Annotated in this window: 20 protein-coding genes; 16 read left to right on the forward strand and 4 right to left on the reverse strand. The window is 31.7% G+C overall.

Annotation, left to right across the window (positions count from 1 at the left end):
- The first annotated feature begins 109 nt into the window (after positions 1-109).
- The 15 genes from hemA to feoB all read left to right on the forward strand — a co-directional run bounded on the left by hemA (position 110) and on the right by feoB (position 15,074).
- A complete protein-coding gene (hemA, locus tag B0A78_RS09565; RefSeq protein WP_014165968.1) occupies positions 110-1,357 on the forward strand; it encodes a glutamyl-tRNA reductase in 1,248 nt (415 codons plus the stop codon).
- Positions 1,358-1,737: 380 nt separating this feature from the next.
- Positions 1,738-2,664: a hydroxymethylbilane synthase gene (gene hemC / locus B0A78_RS09570; protein ID WP_065212894.1), complete on the forward strand. Its 927-nt coding sequence runs from the start codon at positions 1,738-1,740 to the stop codon at positions 2,662-2,664.
- A 99-nt stretch (positions 2,665-2,763) separates the two neighbouring features.
- Positions 2,764-3,441 (forward strand): uroporphyrinogen-III synthase, encoded by a 678-nt coding sequence (locus B0A78_RS09575; RefSeq protein WP_014165966.1) that lies wholly within the window; start codon positions 2,764-2,766, stop codon positions 3,439-3,441.
- A 27-nt stretch (positions 3,442-3,468) separates the two neighbouring features.
- Positions 3,469-4,494 carry a uroporphyrinogen decarboxylase gene (gene hemE, locus B0A78_RS09580; RefSeq protein ID WP_014165965.1) on the forward strand — a complete coding sequence of 342 codons (1,026 nt, stop codon included), beginning with the start codon at positions 3,469-3,471 and terminating at the stop codon, positions 4,492-4,494.
- Positions 4,495-4,760: 266 nt separating this feature from the next.
- A complete protein-coding gene (locus tag B0A78_RS09585) occupies positions 4,761-5,348 on the forward strand; it encodes a DUF3575 domain-containing protein (RefSeq protein ID WP_014165964.1) in 588 nt (195 codons plus the stop codon).
- A 62-nt stretch (positions 5,349-5,410) separates the two neighbouring features.
- Entirely contained in the window at positions 5,411-6,316 is a 906-nt protein-coding gene (gene hemF, locus B0A78_RS09590) for an oxygen-dependent coproporphyrinogen oxidase (protein ID WP_014165963.1), read from the forward strand.
- 1 nt (position 6,317) lies between these two features.
- Positions 6,318-7,352 (forward strand): DUF4421 family protein, encoded by a 1,035-nt coding sequence (locus B0A78_RS09595; RefSeq protein ID WP_014165962.1) that lies wholly within the window; start codon positions 6,318-6,320, stop codon positions 7,350-7,352.
- Positions 7,353-7,370: 18 nt separating this feature from the next.
- A complete protein-coding gene (hemB, locus tag B0A78_RS09600) occupies positions 7,371-8,366 on the forward strand; it encodes a porphobilinogen synthase (protein WP_014165961.1) in 996 nt (331 codons plus the stop codon).
- A gap of 87 nt (positions 8,367-8,453) precedes the next feature.
- On the forward strand, positions 8,454-8,828 hold the full coding sequence (locus B0A78_RS09605; RefSeq protein ID WP_097609631.1) for a c-type cytochrome: 375 nt from the start codon (positions 8,454-8,456) through the stop codon (positions 8,826-8,828).
- A gap of 83 nt (positions 8,829-8,911) precedes the next feature.
- Complete coding sequence (locus B0A78_RS09610) at positions 8,912-9,382, forward strand: methylated-DNA--[protein]-cysteine S-methyltransferase (RefSeq protein ID WP_014165959.1); 471 nt, start codon at positions 8,912-8,914, stop codon at positions 9,380-9,382.
- A 67-nt stretch (positions 9,383-9,449) separates the two neighbouring features.
- On the forward strand, positions 9,450-10,163 hold the full coding sequence (locus B0A78_RS09615; RefSeq protein WP_014165958.1) for a 3'-5' exonuclease: 714 nt from the start codon (positions 9,450-9,452) through the stop codon (positions 10,161-10,163).
- A gap of 17 nt (positions 10,164-10,180) precedes the next feature.
- The gene (locus tag B0A78_RS09620) at positions 10,181-10,786 is read left to right on the forward strand and encodes a hypothetical protein (RefSeq protein ID WP_014165957.1); all 606 of its coding nucleotides are present in this window, start codon (positions 10,181-10,183) and stop codon (positions 10,784-10,786) included.
- A gap of 55 nt (positions 10,787-10,841) precedes the next feature.
- Entirely contained in the window at positions 10,842-12,281 is a 1,440-nt protein-coding gene (locus B0A78_RS09625) for a nucleoside recognition domain-containing protein (RefSeq protein ID WP_014165956.1), read from the forward strand.
- A gap of 463 nt (positions 12,282-12,744) precedes the next feature.
- A complete protein-coding gene (locus tag B0A78_RS09630; protein WP_014165955.1) occupies positions 12,745-12,981 on the forward strand; it encodes a FeoA family protein in 237 nt (78 codons plus the stop codon).
- Positions 12,981-15,074: a ferrous iron transport protein B gene (gene feoB / locus B0A78_RS09635; RefSeq protein ID WP_097609632.1), complete on the forward strand. Its 2,094-nt coding sequence runs from the start codon at positions 12,981-12,983 to the stop codon at positions 15,072-15,074. The genes B0A78_RS09630 and feoB overlap by 1 nt, the downstream gene beginning before the upstream one ends.
- Before the next feature lie 194 nt (positions 15,075-15,268).
- Here feoB and B0A78_RS09640 read toward each other — a convergent pair whose 3' ends face one another.
- From B0A78_RS09640 to B0A78_RS09650, 3 genes are read right to left on the reverse strand one after another with little or no spacing between them, the layout of a single operon-like run.
- Positions 15,269-15,664 carry a hypothetical protein gene (locus B0A78_RS09640; RefSeq protein ID WP_014165953.1) on the reverse strand — a complete coding sequence of 132 codons (396 nt, stop codon included), beginning with the start codon at positions 15,662-15,664 and terminating at the stop codon, positions 15,269-15,271.
- Complete coding sequence (locus B0A78_RS09645; RefSeq protein WP_065212890.1) at positions 15,661-17,547, reverse strand: Nramp family divalent metal transporter; 1,887 nt, start codon at positions 17,545-17,547, stop codon at positions 15,661-15,663. Before B0A78_RS09645 ends, B0A78_RS09640 begins: the two co-directional genes overlap by 4 nt.
- Entirely contained in the window at positions 17,544-18,203 is a 660-nt protein-coding gene (locus B0A78_RS09650) for a metal-dependent transcriptional regulator (RefSeq protein WP_041253468.1), read from the reverse strand. Before B0A78_RS09650 ends, B0A78_RS09645 begins: the two co-directional genes overlap by 4 nt.
- Before the next feature lie 93 nt (positions 18,204-18,296).
- Here B0A78_RS09650 and B0A78_RS09655 point away from each other — a divergent pair, with 93 nt between their 5' ends.
- Positions 18,297-20,555, forward strand: a complete 2,259-nt coding sequence (locus B0A78_RS09655) for a TonB-dependent receptor (RefSeq protein ID WP_014165950.1) — start codon at positions 18,297-18,299, stop codon at positions 20,553-20,555.
- Between the two features lie 33 nt (positions 20,556-20,588).
- On the opposite strand, the gene B0A78_RS09660 is transcribed toward B0A78_RS09655, so the two are convergent.
- Complete coding sequence (locus tag B0A78_RS09660) at positions 20,589-20,738, reverse strand: transposase (RefSeq protein ID WP_107317612.1); 150 nt, start codon at positions 20,736-20,738, stop codon at positions 20,589-20,591.
- Between the last annotated feature and the right edge of the window lie 7 nt (positions 20,739-20,745).

The following is a 20,745-nucleotide window of genomic DNA, read 5'->3' on the forward strand; positions in this document are numbered from 1 at the left end:
CAAATCAACTATCAAAATAACTTATAGCGATACAAAAAGTACTTATAGCGTTATTTTGGAAAAACAAAACTAAATACTTTTGTTTGTAGAAAATTTGATTAGGATTTTAATGACACAGAATATTCCCTCAAAATCTGCCACTTTTTACGCAATTGGTTTAAGCTATTTAAAAGCAGATGCTGAAATGCGAGGAAAATTTAGTTTAGATGAACCAGCTAAAACCAAATTGATCCAACAAGCCAAAGAAGATGGTTTAGAAAGTTTGATCGTTACTTCCACATGTAACCGAACTGAAATATATGGGTTTGCACAACACCCCTTTCAATTAATTAAATTACTTTGCGAAAACAGTCAAGGTACCGTTGAAGACTTTCAAAAAGTAGCCTACGTCTACAAAAACAAAGAAGCAATCAATCATCTATTCCGAGTAGGAACTGGACTAGATAGTCAAATTTTAGGGGATTTTGAGATTATTTCACAAATAAAAAACGCTTTTATTTTATCTAAAGAACATGAAATAGCTAACGCCTATATGGAGCGTCTAGTAAACTCAGTTATTCAGGCCAGTAAACGTGTAAAAAACGAAACGGAAATATCATCCGGAGCCACTTCGGTTTCTTTTGCCTCTGTTCAGTATATTTTTAAAACAGTCCCAGATATTTCGGATAAAAACATTCTACTCTTTGGTACAGGAAAAATTGGTCGTAACACTTGTGAAAACTTAGTAAAACATAGCAAACACGATCATATTACCCTAATCAACCGCACGAAAGATAAAGCTGAAAAATTGGCTAAAAAATTAGATTTAATTGTAAAAGACTATGCTGATTTACAAGAAGAAATTCAAAAAGCAGATGTTTTGGTTGTTGCCACTGGAGCACAAAACCCAACGGTTGATAAAACCATTTTAAATCTTAAAAAACCTTTACTAATTTTAGATCTATCGATTCCTAAAAACGTGAACGAAAACGTTCAAGATATAGAAGGCGTAAGACTGATTCACATGGATCACTTGTCACAAATGACAGATGAAACACTAGAAAATCGCAAAAAATTTATCCCGCAAGCAGAAGCTATAATTGAAGAAATTCAAGACGAATTTATAACCTGGACAAAAGGTCGGAAATATGCCCCAACTATACACGCACTAAAAGCAAAACTACAGTCCATCAAAGAATTAGAAATGGCATACCAACGAAAAAAAATGTCTAATTTTGATGAAGAACAAGCCGAAATTATAAGCAACCGAATTATTCAAAAAATAACGAATCATTTTGCCAATCATTTGAAAGATGAAAACACTTCAGTGGATGAAAGTGTAGATTGGATTCAAAAAGTTTTTCAATTAAATGGATAATCATTTGAGGAATTGTTTTATAAGAAAAGGGTTCGTATATGTTACAAAATTATTCAATTGACATACCCACTTATAAAAAACAAATCTCCCCTTTATGAAATATCTATCAAAACAATCATAAAGAAAAAGGCAGAAACGAATCGTAAAACAAAAAGGTAATTCGTTCTTTATTTAAATTTTTAAAAATGTGGTTAGAAACATTATAACATATAAAATCATGAACCCAAATTACCTATATATTTTGAAAATAGTAACAAGATCGCTAGATCTTCTTATTAATTTCTAAACAACCAACATCACAAAGGAATTAATTAAGTTGACAAACATATTTTTCATAGAATTAAAGAATTAAAAATTAATTCCTTAATGAGATAACAAGAATGAAGGAAAAGAAAATAAAAATCGGAACTCGTGATAGTGAATTAGCACTTTGGCAAGCGCACACTGTAAAAAAACAATTAAATGATTTAGGATATCAAACAGAAATTGTAGCAGTAAAATCACAAGGGGATATCATCCTTGACAAGCCTTTGTATGAGTTGGGCATTACAGGTATATTCACTAAAACCCTAGATGCCGCCATGATTTCTGGTCAAGTCGATATTGCAGTACATTCTATGAAAGATGTGCCAACCGCTTTACCGCAAGGCATCGTACAAGCTGCCGTTTTAGAAAGGGCCAACTCAGTAGATATTTTAGTTCATAAAGGAACTACTGATTTCTTAAATACCACCACCACAATTGCCACAGGAAGTTTACGTCGTCAAGCCCAATGGTTACACAAATACCCACAACATAAAACAGTCGACTTAAGAGGAAATGTAAATACCCGCCTTCAAAAATTAAAAGATAATGATTGGGGGGGAGCTATTTTTGCATCTGCGGGCTTAGAACGTTTAAATTTAAAACCAGAAACCACCCTTTCTTTAGATTGGATGATTCCTGCACCTGCACAAGGAGCTATGATGGTCGTGGCTATGGCAGAAGATACATTTGCACTAGAAGCTTTATCTGAATTGAATCATATAGAAACTGAAATTTGTACCTATATAGAACGCCAATTCTTACGTACTTTAGAAGGAGGATGTACCGCTCCTATTGGTGCTTTGGCAACTTATAATGAAAAAACAGATCAAATCCATTTTAAAGGAGCTTTGTTTTCAATAGATGGTCAACAAAAAATAGCGATAGAGCGTTCTTTTGAGGTTTCAGAATGGAAAAAATTAGGATTAAATTGTGCCAAGGAACTCTTAGAAAATGGAGGCACTGAATTGATGTCTGTAATAAAAGAACAATTAAAAAAATAATTACATACGCATTTAATAACTCGAAGGAGTGTTAGATCATGACGATATATCAGTTCAATAAATGGTTTTATTTTTTATAAATCCCTTTTTCACATAAAAATGAAAATAGTGCGAGTGTTATCCACAAAAAAACTACTTCTTAATCAAAAAAAATTATTGCTAAATGACAACTTAGCAGTTATTGAAAGGGATTTTATTAAAATTAAAACAAAAAAAGTAGTTATTAAAAAAGTAGCAGATGCTCTTATTTTCACGAGTCAAAATGCCGTTCTTGCCGTTTTAAATTCCGAAGATATTAATTTTTTTAAGAGTAAAAAGATTTTTTGTGTAGGAATAAAAACAAAAACATTATTGGAAAAAAAAGGATTTATTGTCGAAAAACACACAAATTATGCGGAAGAATTAGCCGAAATTATTTCGTTGAATTATCATCATTTAAGTTATACCTTTTTCAGTGGAAATTTAAGACGAGATGTATTGCCTAAAAAATTAAAAGAATTCGGGATAGCTTTCAATGAAATAGAAGTATATAAAACCGTTATAGCGTCCAAACTAAACAACATCACGGTAGACAGCATCTTATTTTACAGTCCATCAGGAGTAGAAAGCTATTTAAAAAAAAATAAAATTACAAATGAAGTTTGTTTTTGTATTGGTAACACCACCGCAAAAGCATTAGAAAATATAACAAAAAAAATCGTAATTGCTGATCAGCCCTCAGTTGAAAATGTAATTATTAAATGTTTAAATTATTATAAAACACCTAACAGGTTTTAAACACCTAACGGGTATAAATACAAAAGTATGTTGAAAAACGATTTATTCTTAAGAGCATTAAAAGGAGAAACTGTTGAACGCCCACCTGTATGGATGATGCGTCAAGCAGGAAGATATTTACCAGAATTCAGAGCGTTACGAGATAAATATGATTTTTTCACACGTTGTGAAACGCCAGAATTAGCTGCAGAAATAACAGTGCAACCCATTCGTATCGTAAAACCTGATGCAGCCATTTTATTTTCTGACATTCTAGTCGTTCCAAGAGCAATGGGAATTCATGTAGAATTAAAGGACAATATTGGACCCATAATTCCTAATCCAATTCGTTCAATAGAACAAGTAAATCAAGTATATGTTCCTGAAATTAATGAATCCTTAGGTTATGTAATGGATGCTATCAAATTAACAAAAGAAATGTTAAACAATGAAGTACCATTAATAGGCTTTGCAGGATCTCCTTGGACTATTTTTTGTTATACAGTAGAAGGAAAAGGTTCTAAAAGTTATGACACGGCCAAAGGATTTTGTTTTTCACAACCTGAAGCAGCACACGCATTATTACAAAAAATTACCGATACCACTATTTTGTATCTAAAAGAAAAAGTAGCTAACGGCTGTAATGCCATTCAAATTTTTGATTCTTGGGGGGGAATGCTATCACCAACGGATTACCAAGAGTTCTCGTGGAAGTATATCAACCAAATTGTAGAAGCATTAGCTCCTATAACAGAAGTAATTGTTTTTGGAAAAGGATGTTGGTTTGCATTAAATGAAATGTCCCAATCAAAAGCATCTGCTTTAGGAGTAGACTGGACGTGCTCTCCCAAAAATGCGCGTTATTTAACAGGAGGGAACATTACTCTACAAGGAAATTTTGACCCTTCTCGCCTATTGTCACCAATACCTACTATCAAAAAAATGGTACATGAAATGATTGACGAGTTTGGAAAAGACAAATATATTGTAAACTTAGGTCACGGTATTTTACCTAATATCCCTGTGGATCATGCAAAAGCATTCATAGAGGCTGTAAAAGAATATCAAAAGTAAATCATATAGGATTAAATAAAAACTAATAAAGTATTATACCTTAATCACCCCCTTGTTATGACAAGGTTTTTATAATTATCCCTTTCTTATAAAATGGGACATACTATAAAAATGATTAGATTTTTTAGTTATAAAATTATATTGCTTTACCGTTTTTATTGATAAATAAACAATATTTAGTTTACTTTTGAAAACCATATAATCCATTTAGAATTTTTGCAGTATATATGTATACTATAATATAGTGCAAAACCAAATAAAAAAATATGCAAAGACTATCTAATAAAATAGATAAAGGATTAAAAAAGTATATAAAATATTTTATATACTTTTTTGTCATCAATACCTATTCCCAAACTTCTGTTAAAGGAAATATAACCACCATTCTAGGAATACCACAAGTAGGAGTAGAAACAACAATAGGAAAAAAATTAACATTTCAAGCAGACCTTATGGCCTCATTATGGGAATCTGTTAATAATGCTCCTCAAAAATTTGTGATCTTAATTCCAGAAGTAAGATATCATTTCAATACACTTGAAAAAGGATTTTATTTAGGAGGTCACGTTGGCGGTTCTAGTTATAAAATGCAAAAATGGAATTACCTCAATTCAGGTAGGTATCAAGAAGGTTATAGCTTATTATTTGGAATGACTGTTGGGTTTAAAGTTCCTATAAACGAATCTTTCTCGATAGATCTTTTCATGGGAGGCGGTTCTCAACAAGGATTTTACAAAGGTTATTATTTAGAAACAGGAGAACGGTACGAAACAGCAGATAATTTTAACAAAAGTGGCGAATGGTTACCTTATAGAGGAGGCGTTATGATTTGTTATAAACTGGGCAAAAAATAATAAAGAACTAGTAACTTAAATACAAATAAATATAGATAATCCGATATCTAAAAAAACAATCAATGAAAAATAAATTCTATACATATATACAAAATCTACAAGATCAAATTTGTAAAGGTTTAGAAGATATAGACGGAAAAGCTAAATTCCGTCAAGACTTATGGGATAGACCCGAAGGCGGTGGGGGTCGTACTCGCGTAATTGAAAACGGAGCTGTTTTTGAAAAAGGAGGCGTTAATATTTCTGCTGTCCATGGAAAATTACCTGATACCATGCAAAAAATGTTTGGTGTTGGAGAAGCTGATTTTTTTGCCTGTGGACTAAGTTTAGTAATCCATCCTAAAAACCCAATGGTTCCAACAGTTCATGCCAATTGGCGTTATTTTGAAATGTACGATGATAACGGAACTATTATCAATCAATGGTTTGGTGGTGGACAAGACTTAACGCCTTACTACTTGTTTGAAGAAGACGCCATTCATTTCCACAAAATATGTAAAACAGCTTGTGATAAACACAATCCAGAATTTTACCCTAATTATAAAAAGAAATGCGACGAATACTTTTGGAATAGCCACCGAAATGAGGCGCGTGGTATAGGTGGTTTGTTTTTTGATTATTTAAAAACAACTGACACTATGTCTATGGAAAATTGGTACAACTTTGTTACAGAAGTCGGAAACAGTTTTTTAGATGCGTATTTGCCAATTGTACAAAAAAGAAAAGATTTACCTTATACAGACGCTAACCGTACATGGCAAGAAATCCGTAGAGGACGTTATGTAGAGTTCAACCTAGTTCATGATAAAGGTACTTTATTTGGATTAAAAACAAATGGTAGAATTGAAAGTATTTTAATGAGTTTACCTCCCCATGTACAATGGGTATATGATCATCATCCAGAAGAAAATAGCGAAGAGGAAAAATTGATAAAAACCTTATCAAAACCATTAGAATGGTTGAAATAGTATGCGTAATTGGCTAAAAGTTTTAATATTAATATACTACCCTGTTTCTCTTGCTCAAGAAAAAGAGGGAGAAATTAGACATGCCTTATGGCATAAATACAATCTAGATTATCGTTTGAATTATTTTGACAAAATGATCTTTAAAGTAGATATTAATTCAGAAGTAGATAATTTTTATATCCCTAAATTAAATTATACAGATAACAAAAAAAGCATTTTTTCTCCTGATGAAAAATTAAAACTTCGTTTTTCATTTGATTATAAATTTTTAGGGATTAGTTATTCATTTTCACCTGATTTCATACCCGAATTGAATAATCAGAGAGCTAATACAAAAACATTAGATTTAAGTTTTAAATTTTTCTATTCTGATCGTTTAAGACAAGAAGTTACTTATAAAAAAGTAAAAGGATTTACTTTAAGAAATCCAGATGATCAAAACCCAATTGAGGTCTTTGACGATTTAGAAATCAATACCATTGGAGGCAAAACTTTTTATATAACTAATAAGAATTTTTCATATAGAGCCTACGAATCACAAACAGAAAGACAAATAAAAAGTGCTGGTAGTTTCATGCCTTCACTCACTTATTTTATTAACAATTTATATACTAATAATCCTAATTCTTTTGAACAAAACTTAGAACGGATAAAGTCTGTAGATTTCATTCTTCAATTGGGTTATATGTATAATTACGTGATTAACAAAACATGGTTTGCTACTGGAGGTTTACATCCAGGTATTGGATTTCATGATTCTAAAAATTATTATACAAATAACAAGGAATCTGTTGTTTTTGACAATAAAATCAAATGGAATTACAATTTAGATTTAAACTTTTCATTAGGTTATAATCAAGAAAATTTCTTCTCAGGAATTCGAGTCAATTACAAAAATTACCAATATGATAGTAAAGTAGCAGCTGATATAATGAACTCAAAATTTAATGCTGTACTTTTTATTGGTTATCGCTTTAATGAAGCTAAAAGTGTTAAAAAAGTATTTGAGAAAATAGAAAATAAATTCGGTATATAACTAAAAAAACAAGAAGATATGTTCCCTATACACAGAGGTAGAAGATTAAGAGTGAACGAAACAATACGAAATATCGTGAGAGAAACCAGCTTAAGTCCATCTGATTTCATGTTCCCTATGTTCATAATGGAAGGAGAAAAGACTATAATAGAAGTTCCTTCTATGCCAGGTATCTACCGTCGTACACTGGATCTAACAATAGAAGAAGTTAAAGAATTATACGCCTTAGGAATCAGAGCTGTAAATATTTATGTAAAAATAAATGATGATTTAAAAGACAATACAGGAAAAGAAGCCTGGAATCCTAACGGATTAATGCAAAATGCCATTCGTGCCATCAAAAAAGTATGTCCTGATATGATCGTCATGCCAGACGTAGCATTAGACCCGTATTCAATCTACGGTCATGATGGAATCATAGAAAAAGGAGATGTAGCAAATGATATTACAAATGATGCCTTGGTAAAAATGGCTGTTTCACATGCAGAAGCAGGTGCTGATTTTGTTGCACCAAGCGATATGATGGACGGACGTGTATTCCGTTTACGTCAAGGATTAGATGCAGCCGGTTATCATAATGTAGGTATCATGAGTTATTCCGCTAAATACGCATCCGCATTTTATGGTCCTTTCCGTGATGCCTTAGATAGTGCACCCAAGGAAGCAGACGTTGTAGTTCCTAAAGATAAAAAAACCTATCAAATGGATTATGCAAACCGTATAGAAGCTGTAAAAGAGGCTCTTTGGGATGTAGAAGAAGGAGCTGATATGGTTATGGTAAAACCAGGAATTGCCTACTTAGATATTGTTCGTGAAGTAAAAAATGCGGTAAATGTACCCGTTACAGTATTTCATGTTTCAGGAGAATATGCTATGATAAAAGCAGCTTCGGAAAGAGGCTGGTTAGATCATGATAAAATCATGATAGAGCAATTAATGTGTATCAAACGTGCAGGTGCTACTTTAATTTCGACTTATTTTGCTAAAGAAGCTGCTATTTTGTTAAACAAATAAACTTCTTGTAATTTCCAATTAAAACAAAAATCCTATATACTTTATAAAATTCTTTGTTCGTTCAAAGAGGACACATTTAAATACAGTATGAAAAAACTCTTATTATTATCACTTATCGGATTTATTTTTTCTTGCAAAAAAGAAAGTCAAGAGCGTTTTGGTAAATCTACCTCAGAAACCATTACACAAAAACCTATCGATTTAGGCAAAGAAATTTTTGAAGGAAAAGGCGTTTGTTATACATGTCATAAACCTGATATAAAAACAGTGGGACCTTCTCTAAAAGAAATAGCGAAACTATACAAAGAAAAAAACGGAAACATTGTTGACTTTCTCCAAGAAAAAAGCCAACCTATAGTAGATCCTAGTCAGTATAATACAATGAAAGCTAACTTTGCTATTACTAAAAATCTTCCTGAAGAAGAATTAAAAGCCATAGAAGCTTATATATTAAGTTTTTAATATATTTCAAACTTATTTTAAATCTAAATTATAAAGACCTAGCGAGTTTAAAAAAAACACTAGGTCTTTTGTACCCCATTTTTATGAAAACAGCATTTATTCATTCCCCATTAGGTATCGTTAAAATAGAAGGAAATGAAGAGGGAATTGCTGGCATTTCAATAGCAACAGAAGGTAAGTTATCTGATCCAATTCCAAAAGAACTCCTAGATGCCGTAAATCAACTACAAGAGTATTTTAACGGTAATAGAAAAGAATTTTCATTTTCATTAAATCCAGAAGGAACTGATTTTCAAAAAAAAGTTTGGAATGAATTACTTCAAATTCCTTTCGGAAAAACAATTTCTTATTTAGATTTAGCAAAAAAGCTAGGTGACACAAAGGTCATTCGTGCTGCTGCTTCAGCTAATGGCAAAAATCCCCTTTGGATTGTAGTACCTTGTCACCGCGTAATTGGAACCGATGGGTCTCTTATTGGATATGCAGGCGGCTTATGGCGTAAAAAATGGTTATTAAATCATGAAAGCTCTTCGAAACAACAAATACTATTTTAATTTTAAAAATTCTTTATTTTTTAATCATAAATCTTTATTTTCGTAAGGAACGGTTAAAATGGGTAATATGCTAGACAAACTCCTACTTGAAAATATTTTATTTTTAGATATAGAAACAGTACCTGAACATGAAACCTTTTCTTCTTTAGATCCCATACGTCAAGAACTATATGAGCTCAAAACTCAATACCAACGTAAAGATGAATTTACCGCGGAAGAGTTTTATGATCGAGCAGGTATTTGGGCTGAATTTGGTAAAATTGTATGTATTTCTGTGGGCTATTTTTCTTTTAAAAAAGATATCCGTCAATTTAGAGTAACTAGTTTTTGGGGTGATGAAGTATCCATTCTAAATGGTTTTTCAAATTTATTAAACAGTCACTATAGTCATACACAGCATCTACTATGCGGACATAATGCTAAAGAATTTGATTTTCCTTATATAGCCAGACGAATGATCATTAATAATATTCCTATTCCCAAAAAACTAAACCTTTTTGGAAAAAAACCATGGGAAGTCCCTCATTTAGACACATTAGATTTATGGAAATTTGGAGATTACAAACATTATACTTCTCTAAAATTATTAACAACCGTTTTAGGTATTCCTTCTCCCAAAGGAGATATAGAAGGGAGTGATGTAGCTAAAGTATATTATCAAGAACAAAACATAGACAGAATTATAACCTATTGTGAAAAAGATGTAATAGCAGTTGCTCAAATCATTCTCCGATTACGAGGAGAAGATTTGTTAATAGACGACGAAATCTTTATTGTATAACATCCTGATTATTCTATATGCTTCTTAAAAAAACCTTTTATATCGTATTTCTTTTTTTGTTAGGTCATTCTTTTAATGCTCAAGAACAAATTTCTAATCCAGATAAAAAATACCGATTTATTTTTCAAATGGACAATCGTTTTTCCAGCTTAAGAGGAAACCAAATTTCTATTTTGGGCACAAAAGTAGGGGTTCAATATAAAAATAAGTTCCGATTCGGATTAGGCACTTCTTTCATTCTATCTCCCGTTAACATTACCTATGTAAACAAAAAAACGCAGACAATTAATGACAACAAGGTAAGTCTGTGGTATGGAAGTCTTTTTACCGATTGGATCTTTTACAAAAATCCTAAATGGGAATGTTTTCTAACAGAACAAATAGGTTTTGGAAAACCTAGTTTTGTTAGAGAAATAAATGATGATATTGTTCGTGATACTAATCTCTCTTTATATGTAAATGAACTATCAGGACAAACCAATTACAAGGTATTAAAATGGTTGGGATTAGGAGCTGGCGTAGGATATCGTGCCATTCTAAACTCAAAAGCAGCATTAAAAACTACTTTTGATGCCCCTATTTATATTGGAAAAGTTATACTTTATCCCGAAAATATTTTTTGATTTATTACTTTTATACCCTTTATAACGTTATTTTACCCATTTAAGATAAATTTTTATGGTTTTAAGCAGATTTTGGTTGGCAATTTTTATTTCATCTATTTTTTTCATTGTTCTAAATCTTTTCAATGAAGGAAGTTATAGTACTGATTATATTTTAAATGGTAAAAAAGAGGACCCCATCTTAGTATCTGAAAAATATTTAAACCAACTACCAAAATTTGTAGCAGATAGTATCAAAAAAGCTCCTGAAATGACAATGGTTGTCAATAAAGATACACTAAATGCTGACACTACTTATGTATATAAAAATCAAACGGTTAAATTATATAGCGGATTTCAAAAAGCAGATGGGCTACTTCCTACTTGTAAAAACAGTTTAGTAGATTTAATTCTTCCCTTAATTGCGTATTTAGCATTCTTTTGTGGGTTAATGGAATTATTAATTATTTCGGGTGCTTCTGAAAAATTAGCTAAAAAATTAAGTCCTTTTTTCGCACAAGTATTTCCATCAGTTCCTAAAAACCATGAGTCTATATCGTATATGACCTTAAATTTTGCCGCTAACTTCTTAGGATTAGATTCAGCTGCTACCCCATTTGGCCTTAAAGCAATGGAAAGTTTACAAACACTTAATCCAGACAAAGACAAAGCTAGTGATGCACAAATTATGTTTATGTGTTTACATGCTGCGGGTCTTACCCTAATACCTACTTCAATTATTGGTTATAGAGCAGCCGAAAACGCCTCTAATCCTGCTGACGTAATGCTTCCTTGTATCATTACCTCTTTTATAGGTACAATAGCAGCGTTATTAATAGTGGGTATTCGTCAGCGTATCAATTTTAAAAGCGTTGGGTTATTAAGTGTATTAATGGGTATAATAGGTGCCATCCTTGGGTTATTATTTTATATTAACACATTGGACTTGATTGGCAAAAATGCTTTTACGGGCAATTTATCTGGATTGATGCTAATATCTATTATTGGATTTACCCTCGTTTTTTCTTTCATTCATGAAAAGAGATTTACTTTAGCCAATACTACCATCTTTGACACCTTTGTTGAAGGAGCTCGTAACGGATTAAATACTGGTGTAAAAATCTTTCCGTATGTTATGGGTATGCTGGTTGCCATCTCCTTTTTTAGGAATAGTGGATTGTTTGAGATTGTGAGTAATAGCATTCGCTTTTTATTTGGACAAATAGGAATTAGCAAGGAAATTACGGATGGTCTTCCCGTAGCCCTATTACGCCCCTTTAGCTCAGGTGGTTCACGTGGATTTATGATAGATGCTATGCGAACTTCAGGAGTAGATTCTTTTACAGGGCGTTTGGTTTGTATTTTTCAATGCAGTGCTGAAACTACTTTTTATGTAATTGCAGTATATTTCGGTTCTGTTAATATCAAAAATACGCGCTATACACTAGGAACAATGCTTTTGGTTGACTTCATTTGTGTATTAGCAGCTATTGCTGTAGCAACTTGGTTTTTTTAAAACACAACTAATATTAATCCATTTATTTTAATACTTAAAAACATACTGTTCCCAAACCATTTAAATACTATTTTGGGAACAGTATAAAAAATAATAATCCTACTCCTTAAACTAATTAAAAAAAACATTAAACAATTACCTTTCTATCCCTCTACTTTTAACCCAGATTATCCGTTAACCTTTGTGATGAAAAGGAAAAAGGAAAAACAGATAAAAATGCACGAAAATTTTTTCTCTAAGCTATAGTTTTAACCAATTAAGGCTAAAAAAATGAATTCTTTTTAGATTCAAAGCCATTTTTATCTGTGATAAATTTCTGATACACAATCTGAGTTTAATACTCAAAAAAAGTATTACATTTAAGAGCTACAAATGAAGAATTATAATTATCAAATCATTTTTGTAGCATATTGATGAATATATTTTCCTACTTTTGCAATATTAATTCAATCTAAATAAACAAGTGAAGATTAACCTATCCCAACTAAGGCAAGGTCAAAAAGCAAAAATTGACGATTTTGATATCGACAGTATTCCATTAAAATTATTAGAAATGGGGTGTCTTCCTGGTAATGAAGTCCAATTATTACAAGTAGCCCCCTTAGGAGATCCCTTGTATTTATTAGTAAATGACGCACATTTAGCTATTCGAAAAGAAACAGCTGATGCTATTCAAGTAACCCTTTTTGACATTGAGTAATGAAAGTTGGTAATATTAACATTGCTTTAATTGGCAATCCCAATGTAGGAAAAACTTCTGTATTTAATCAACTAACAGGATTAAATCAACAAGTCGGTAATTATCCTGGAATTACCGTTGAAAAAAAAATTGGAGTCTGTAAACTAGCTTCTAATCTAAAAGCCACCATACTTGATTTACCTGGAACCTATAGTCTAAATGCAAGTTCATTAGACGAAAATTTGGTAATTGAACTTCTTTTAAACAAAAACGACAAAGATTATCCAGATGTGGCTATAGTTGTTACAGATGTTGAAAACTTAAAGCGAAATTTATTACTATTTACCCAAATTAAAGATTTAGAAATTCCAACCATCTTAGTTGTTAACATGGCGGATCGAATGTCTTATAAAGGCATTTCATTAGATATTCCTTACTTAGAAAAAACGCTCAAAACCAAAATTGCTTTAGTAAGTTCACGCAAAGGAGAAGGTATAGAAACCCTAAAAGATCTAATTATTAATTATAAAAACGTATCTACAGAACCTTGTTTGAACGCTTCCGAAATTGATCTAGAATATTTTAATGATTTACAAAAAGCATTTCCGAACCAACTATTGTACAAATTATGGTTAGTTATTACCCAAGACATAAACTTTGTTCATTTAGACCGCAAAGAACTACCTGATCCTTCATTCACGAAATCAAAAGATCAATTAAAGCGTCTTCAACATAAGGAAACCATTAAACGCTATCAATTCATCAATCAAACCCTCAAAATAGGTCAAAAAATCGATCGTAATCAAGCTAGAGATTTACGCAGTCGATTAGATCGTATATTACTACATAAAGTATGGGGATATTTTATTTTCTTCTTTATCCTGATGCTTATTTTTCAATCTATTTTTGATTGGGCAAGTATTCCCATGGATTTTATAGATCATACTTTTACTTCTTTAGCTAGTTGGGTAGCCTCTAGAATGCCTGCTGGGGTTTTAACAGATTTAATTACACAGGGTATTATACCTGGAATAGGAGGTATTATTATTTTCATACCACAAATAGCCTTTCTTTTTATGTTTATTTCTATTCTAGAGGAAAGTGGTTATATGAGTCGAGTGGTCTTTATTATGGATAAACTAATGCGTCGATTTGGACTTTCTGGAAAAAGTGTAGTCCCTCTCATTTCTGGTACTGCTTGTGCTATTCCAGCTATTATGGCCACAAGAAATATTGAAAACTGGAAAGAACGTTTAATATCTATATTAGTAACCCCATTTACAACCTGCTCGGCACGTTTGCCTGTATATGCTATCATTATTTCTATTATAGTACCAAACCAACGTATTTTGTATATTTTTAATATGCAAGGATTTGCTCTAATGACAATGTATTTAATAGGATTTTTAATGGCTCTTATTTCTGCTTGGGTTTTGCACAAATCATTACATATCCCTTCTAATTCCTATTTTGTGATTGAAATGCCTAATTATAAATTGCCAATGTTTAAAAATGTGGCAATTAATGTAATTGAAAAAACAAAATCCTTTGTACTAGGTGCTGGTAAAATTATTTTAGCATTATCTATTATCCTATGGTTTTTAGCCTCTTATGGTCCTGGAGAAGACTTTAAAAATGCCGAAAAAATTATAACAGAACAATCTCAATCTACAGAGGATCTAGAAGATCAAATTGCTTCCTATAAACTTGAAAATTCATATATCGGCAAAATAGGCAAAGGAATAGAACCTATAATCAAACCACTAGGTTATGATTGGAAAATTGGAATTGCCATTATTTCTTCATTTGCCGCACGTGAGGTGTTTGTAGGTACTCTAGCTACTATTTATAGTATAGAAGACTCCGAAGATCAAGAAGCAACCGTTAAAAATCGTTTGGCAGAGGAAATAAACCCTAATACAGGTGAAAAATTATTCAATACCGCTACTGGGGTTTCATTATTATTATTTTACGCCTTTGCTATGCAATGTATAAGTACATTAGCTATTACCAAAAAGGAAACAAATGGTTGGAAATGGCCTGCAATACAGCTGGTCTTTATGTCTGGATTTGCCTATTTAGTGGCTTTTATTGCTTATCAAGTCTTAAGCTAAAAATTAAAGATTGGTTATAAAAATTATTCAACGAACATTTAAAGTTTTTAGTTAAAACATTTTTTTAAAATTTAGAATATGATACAAGAAATAGTTGCCTTTTTGCTTCTGATTTTAGCGATAGCCTATTTGTACAAAAAATTCTTTGGTAAAAAAAAACCAAAGAATTCTTGTAGTAATGACTGTAATTGTCACTAATACCCTAATACGATACTATATTCAATTGGAAGAATTTGTTTTTCTTTTCTCTTTTTAAGAGGTAAAACACGTACTGTTTGCAAAGTCTTTTCTGACTTAGGCAAATGCAAACGAAACCATTCTAGAATTTCTTCTTGGTTGTTTGATCTTAACGTAAATTGTTTTTCCTCTCTAATTTTCCCATTTTCATAACAAGCTACCTGTATTACTACTTCTCCTTCCCAAATACATTGTACTCCTTCTGGGCATCTTGAGTCATTTAGAACTTTTTGTAATACAATTTCTTTCCCATTTGTATGATCTAATTTCTGATCTATTTGAGAAATCGAACGATTACTACTACAACTAATCAAAATGATAGTAAACAACAATAGATTTAAGGTGTTTTTCATATACTATTTTCTTCTTTCTTAACAATGTATAACGGAATTGATATTGCATGTCTTAATTTATCAACTGTTGTACCAAAGAGTATGTCTTTGTATCCCGTATGCCCATGCGTTCCCATTACTAAAATATCAAATTTATTTGTATTAATAATATCGGCTATAGCTTTTGTAGGGTTACCAAACCCGAGTTGGCATTCTACCTTATACCCTAACAGTACTAAATTATCACGATATCCGTTTAATATTTTTTTATCAATCTTTGTTTCTTGATCCTTTATGTGTTGACCATAAAAAATAGCTCCTACGCTTTCCACAATATGTATTAATGTATAATCAGCATCCTTTCCACCTAACTCAATAGCATGATTTACAGCTAACGCATCTGCAGTTGAAAAATCCAATGCAACAGCAATGTTTTTTCTACAAATTGAGTGATTAGGATTGATTTCTATTCTAATATTTTGATGAGTAGTATGTTTGTGTTCATTAAACGTAGGCTTTAGTAACGGTTTGAATATAATATATAAGAGCAACAAACCAAAACCTATACTAATAGGCACTATTGTTAACCATAAACTGATCGCATAATTATACGTTTGAAGTATATTTTGTATTTCTCCAAAAACCAATTTAGCGTTTAGTCCTACTATAATCAGAGCAATGATCCACGCCACAACTTGTGTTAATTTATTTATTTGAAAACCATTCATTTTCTCCGGATCACTCACAAAATGAATTAAAGGAATAATAGCAAATCCCAATTGCATACTCAAAATAACCTGACTAAAAATAAGCATTTTACCCGTTACTTCTTCGCCCAATAGCGTAATGACAATTACAGCAGGCACGATAGCAATCAATCGGGTTAAGATACGTCGTACCCATGGTTGAATGCGTAGATTTAGATAGCCTTCCATAACAATTTGTCCAGCCAATGTACCTGTAATCGTTGAACTTTGTCCAGCAGCTATTAAAGCAATAGCAAATAACGAAGCAGCCCATTTGGTACCTAGCATAGGAGTTAATAATTGATACGCATCTTGTATTTCTGCTACTTCATAAAGTCCATTTTTATAAAATGCTGCTGCTGCCAAAATCAGTATAGCTGCATTAACAAAAAAAGCTAAGTTTAATGCAATGGTTGAATCTATAATATTATATCGAATAGCCTGTTTGATTCCGGCTCTACTCCTTTCGAATTTACGGGTTTGCACCAAAGAAGAATGAAGATATAAATTATGAGGCATAACAGTAGCTCCTATAATTCCAATAGCTATATACAAGGCCGTCTGATCAGGAATAGACGGTATTAATCCACTAGCTACTTTGGCAATTTCAGGTTGAGCAAATACCATTTCAAAAACAAAACAAGAACCAATAATAGCAACCAATGTTACTACAAAAGCTTCCATTTTTCGGATTCCTTTATTTATTAAAAAAAGCAATAAAAAAGTGTCTAAAACCGTAATCATAACACCTTGTAACAAAGGAATTCCGAACAGTAAATTAATACCAATTGCCATTCCCAGAACTTCTGCTAAATCACAAGCAGCTATGGCTATTTCTGCTAGTATATACAAAAATAGGTTTACAAGAGGCGAATAAGTTTCACGAGAGGCTTGTGCTAGATCACGCTGCGTTACAATACCTAATCTGGCACTAAGACTTTGTAATAACAAAGCCATTAAATTACTCATTAATAAAACCCATAACAAACTATATCCAAACTGGCTTCCTCCTGCTAAATCAGTGGCCCAGTTACCAGGATCCATATAACCAACGCTAATTAAATAAGCAGGTCCTAAAAAAGCCAAGGTTCGTTTAAACCATGATGTCTTATTTTGTGTGGATACACTTTCGTGTACTTCTTCTAATGATTTACTCATAATTGTTTGGGTTTAATGAATAAATTTTCTGCAATTTTATTTGAAATCATTAAATTTCGATCCTCTATTTTGATATGAAGCGATGCGTCAAATTCTTCTTTACTTATTATCTTAATCGTAGAACCTAATCCTATATTTTGTTTATCTAAGTATTGTAAAAATTCTGTTGATGAATTTTTAACCCCAACAAAAAGATAAGCGGTTTCTAACTCCGCTTCACTAAGGAGTAATTCATGAATCCATTTAATTTCGCCATTTTTGTTAGGTATCGGATCTCCATGGGGATCAAAAGCAGGAAAATCTAAAAATTCATCTAATTTATCAGTAAGCTTTTCGGATTTTATATGTTCTAATTCTTCCGCTAAATCGTGTACCTCATCCCAAGCAAACCCCAACTTATTTACTAAAAAAACCTCCCAAAGACGGTGTTTTCTAATAATCATCTTAGCGGTATGCAATCCTTTATCTGTTAAAGTAACTCCTTGGTATTTTTGATAATCTACCAATTCTTTTTCAGCTAATTTTTTCAGCATATCCGTTACAGAAGATGCTTTTGTTTCTATCATTAAGGCTATAGCATTCGTATTAACTCCTTTGTGTGAAGCACCATTTAAATGATATATTACCTTGAGATAATTCTCTTCAGAATGAGTCATTTGCATTTATTTTACACAAATATAATTATAAATTTTGTTTTGAAATAATAAAATTTTTAGATTTGACTAAAAATTATTTTAAAAATTTAAAAAATGAAATTTATACACTTATTAATATTTTATTTTTACTCCCTAACAAGCTTCTCTCAAGCCTACATAGAAGGTATTGTGCGTACAGAAAATATAGCCTTATCTTCTATACAAATTCTAATAAATAAAAAACAAATTACACAAACAGACACCCATGGTTATTTTAAATCAACCGCTTTAGAAATTGGAAATTATGACATAGAAATTAACGAAAACGGCTTTCAAGAATTCAAGAAAAACATCCGTATAACCAACAACATTCCCATTGTCTTAACTATAAATCTTATTCCTACTAAAGAAAAACAAAATGACTTAGAAGAAGTGGTTATTACAGGCACTTTAAAACCCGTAAGCCGATTAGATAGTGCGGTGCCTGTTGAAGTATTTAAACCTTCTTTTTTTAAAAAAAATCCCGTTTCTAATATTTTTGAAGGATTGCAAAACATTAACGGTGTTCGGCCTCAACTCAACTGTAGCATTTGTAATACAGGAGACATTCATATCAATGGTTTAGAAGGTCCTTACACATTCGTATTAATAGACGGAATGCCTATTGTAAGTGGTCTATCCACAGTCTATGGGCTTTCTGGAATTCCTAATTCATTAATAGAACGTATAGAAATTATAAAAGGTCCCGCCTCTTCATTGTATGGCAGCGAAGCAATAGGAGGATTAATAAATATCATCACTAAAAACCCTAAAAATGTACCTATAATATCTTTAGATGGATTTTCAACAAGTTGGGGGGAAGCAAATTTAGATTTTGGATTTAAATTCAACCTTAAAAAAACTTCCGTACTAACTGGAATTAATTATTTTAATTACTCCAATCCAATAGATAACAATAAAGATCACTTCACTGATGTTACCTTACAAGATCGCATTTCCGTTTTTCAAAAATGGAATTTTGAAAGAAATTCAAAAAAAATGCTTTCCCTTGCGGGTCGATATTTTTATGAAGACAGATGGGGAGGTGAAACACAGTGGAATAAGTCATTTAGAGGAGGCAATCAAGTATATGGCGAAAGTATTTATACCAAACGCTATGAAATACTAGGTTTATACGAACTCCCTATAAGGGAAAAAATGAAAATACATTTTTCTTACACCAATCATAATCAAAATTCAGCTTATGGAAAAACATTATATTTAGCACAACAAAATATTGGATTTGGGCAACTAACTTGGGATAAGGTTATCAAAAAACATAATTTACTCTTTGGCCTAGCCACACGTTATCAATTCTATGAGGACAACACGCCTGCTACGCTTTCAGAAGACACAAACTGGATTTCAAGTGTTTTTTTACAAAACGAGATAAAGCTGAATGATTATCATACTATATTATTAGGGACACGATATGATTTTAATAAAAATCATGGAGTCATATTTACCCCTAGGTTTGCCTACAAATGGAAACCTAATAACAATACAGTAGCCAGACTTAATGCAGGAACTGGTTTTAGAATTGTAAATCTTTTTACTGAAGAACACTCCGCTTTAACAGGCGCTAGAAACCTAATTATCGCTGAAAACCTAAAACCTGAACAATCATATAATGGCAACTTAAATGTACTACACAAATGGTATTTAAAAAACGGGAGTTTCATTAGCTGGGAAAACTCTATTTGGTATACTTATTTTACCAATAGTATTTTACCAGATTATGAAACTGATGGTAATGCTATTATTTATAAAAATTTAGATGGTTTTGCCGAATCAAAAGGAATAAGTAGCAACCTTGATCTAATTCTTGGCAGCGGATTAAAAGTAAGTTTAGGGGCTACTTTTATGGACGTATCTAAAACCTCAAAAGGCATTCAAACAAGGCAATTATTGACTGAACGTTTTTCAGGAACATGGTCTATATCTTATGCCTTTCCTAAATGGTTTTTATCATTTGACTACACTGGAAATTTATATGGCCCTATGAAATTGCCGATTTTAAACAACACAGATCCAAGAAAACCAAATTCGCCAACCTATAGCATTCAAAACATTCAATGTACCATTAACAAAATTAAAAATCTAGAAATTTATTTAGGAATCAAAAATTTATTAAACTGGACACCTAACAAAGGGAATCCTTTTATTATTGCTCGTTCAGATGATCCTTTTGATACTAATGTTCAATATGACACGAATGGTAATGCAATAGCAACTCCTGACAACCCATACGCACTTACATTTGATCCTACTTATATCTACGGTCCGAATCAAGGCATTAGAAGCTTTATAGGAATTAGATATTTCATGAATTAAGAATAAATTCGGCTCAGATTAATTTTTTGGGGATTAAGCAAAAAGTTTCTCCATTCTAAAGAGGAAGAATTTAGTATCCACCACACCTCTTTGATTAGCTCTAAAGAGTTTTATTTTTGAGTTAAAGGATTCAGCATTTGCGTTTGTATGTCTTTTTACGAAGAAGTTTGCAATTGTTTCCAAATGATAA

Origin of the sequence: Flavobacterium columnare NBRC 100251 = ATCC 23463, assembly GCF_002530675.1 — a bacterium.
Taxonomy (GTDB): Bacteria; Bacteroidota; Bacteroidia; order Flavobacteriales; family Flavobacteriaceae; genus Flavobacterium; species Flavobacterium columnare.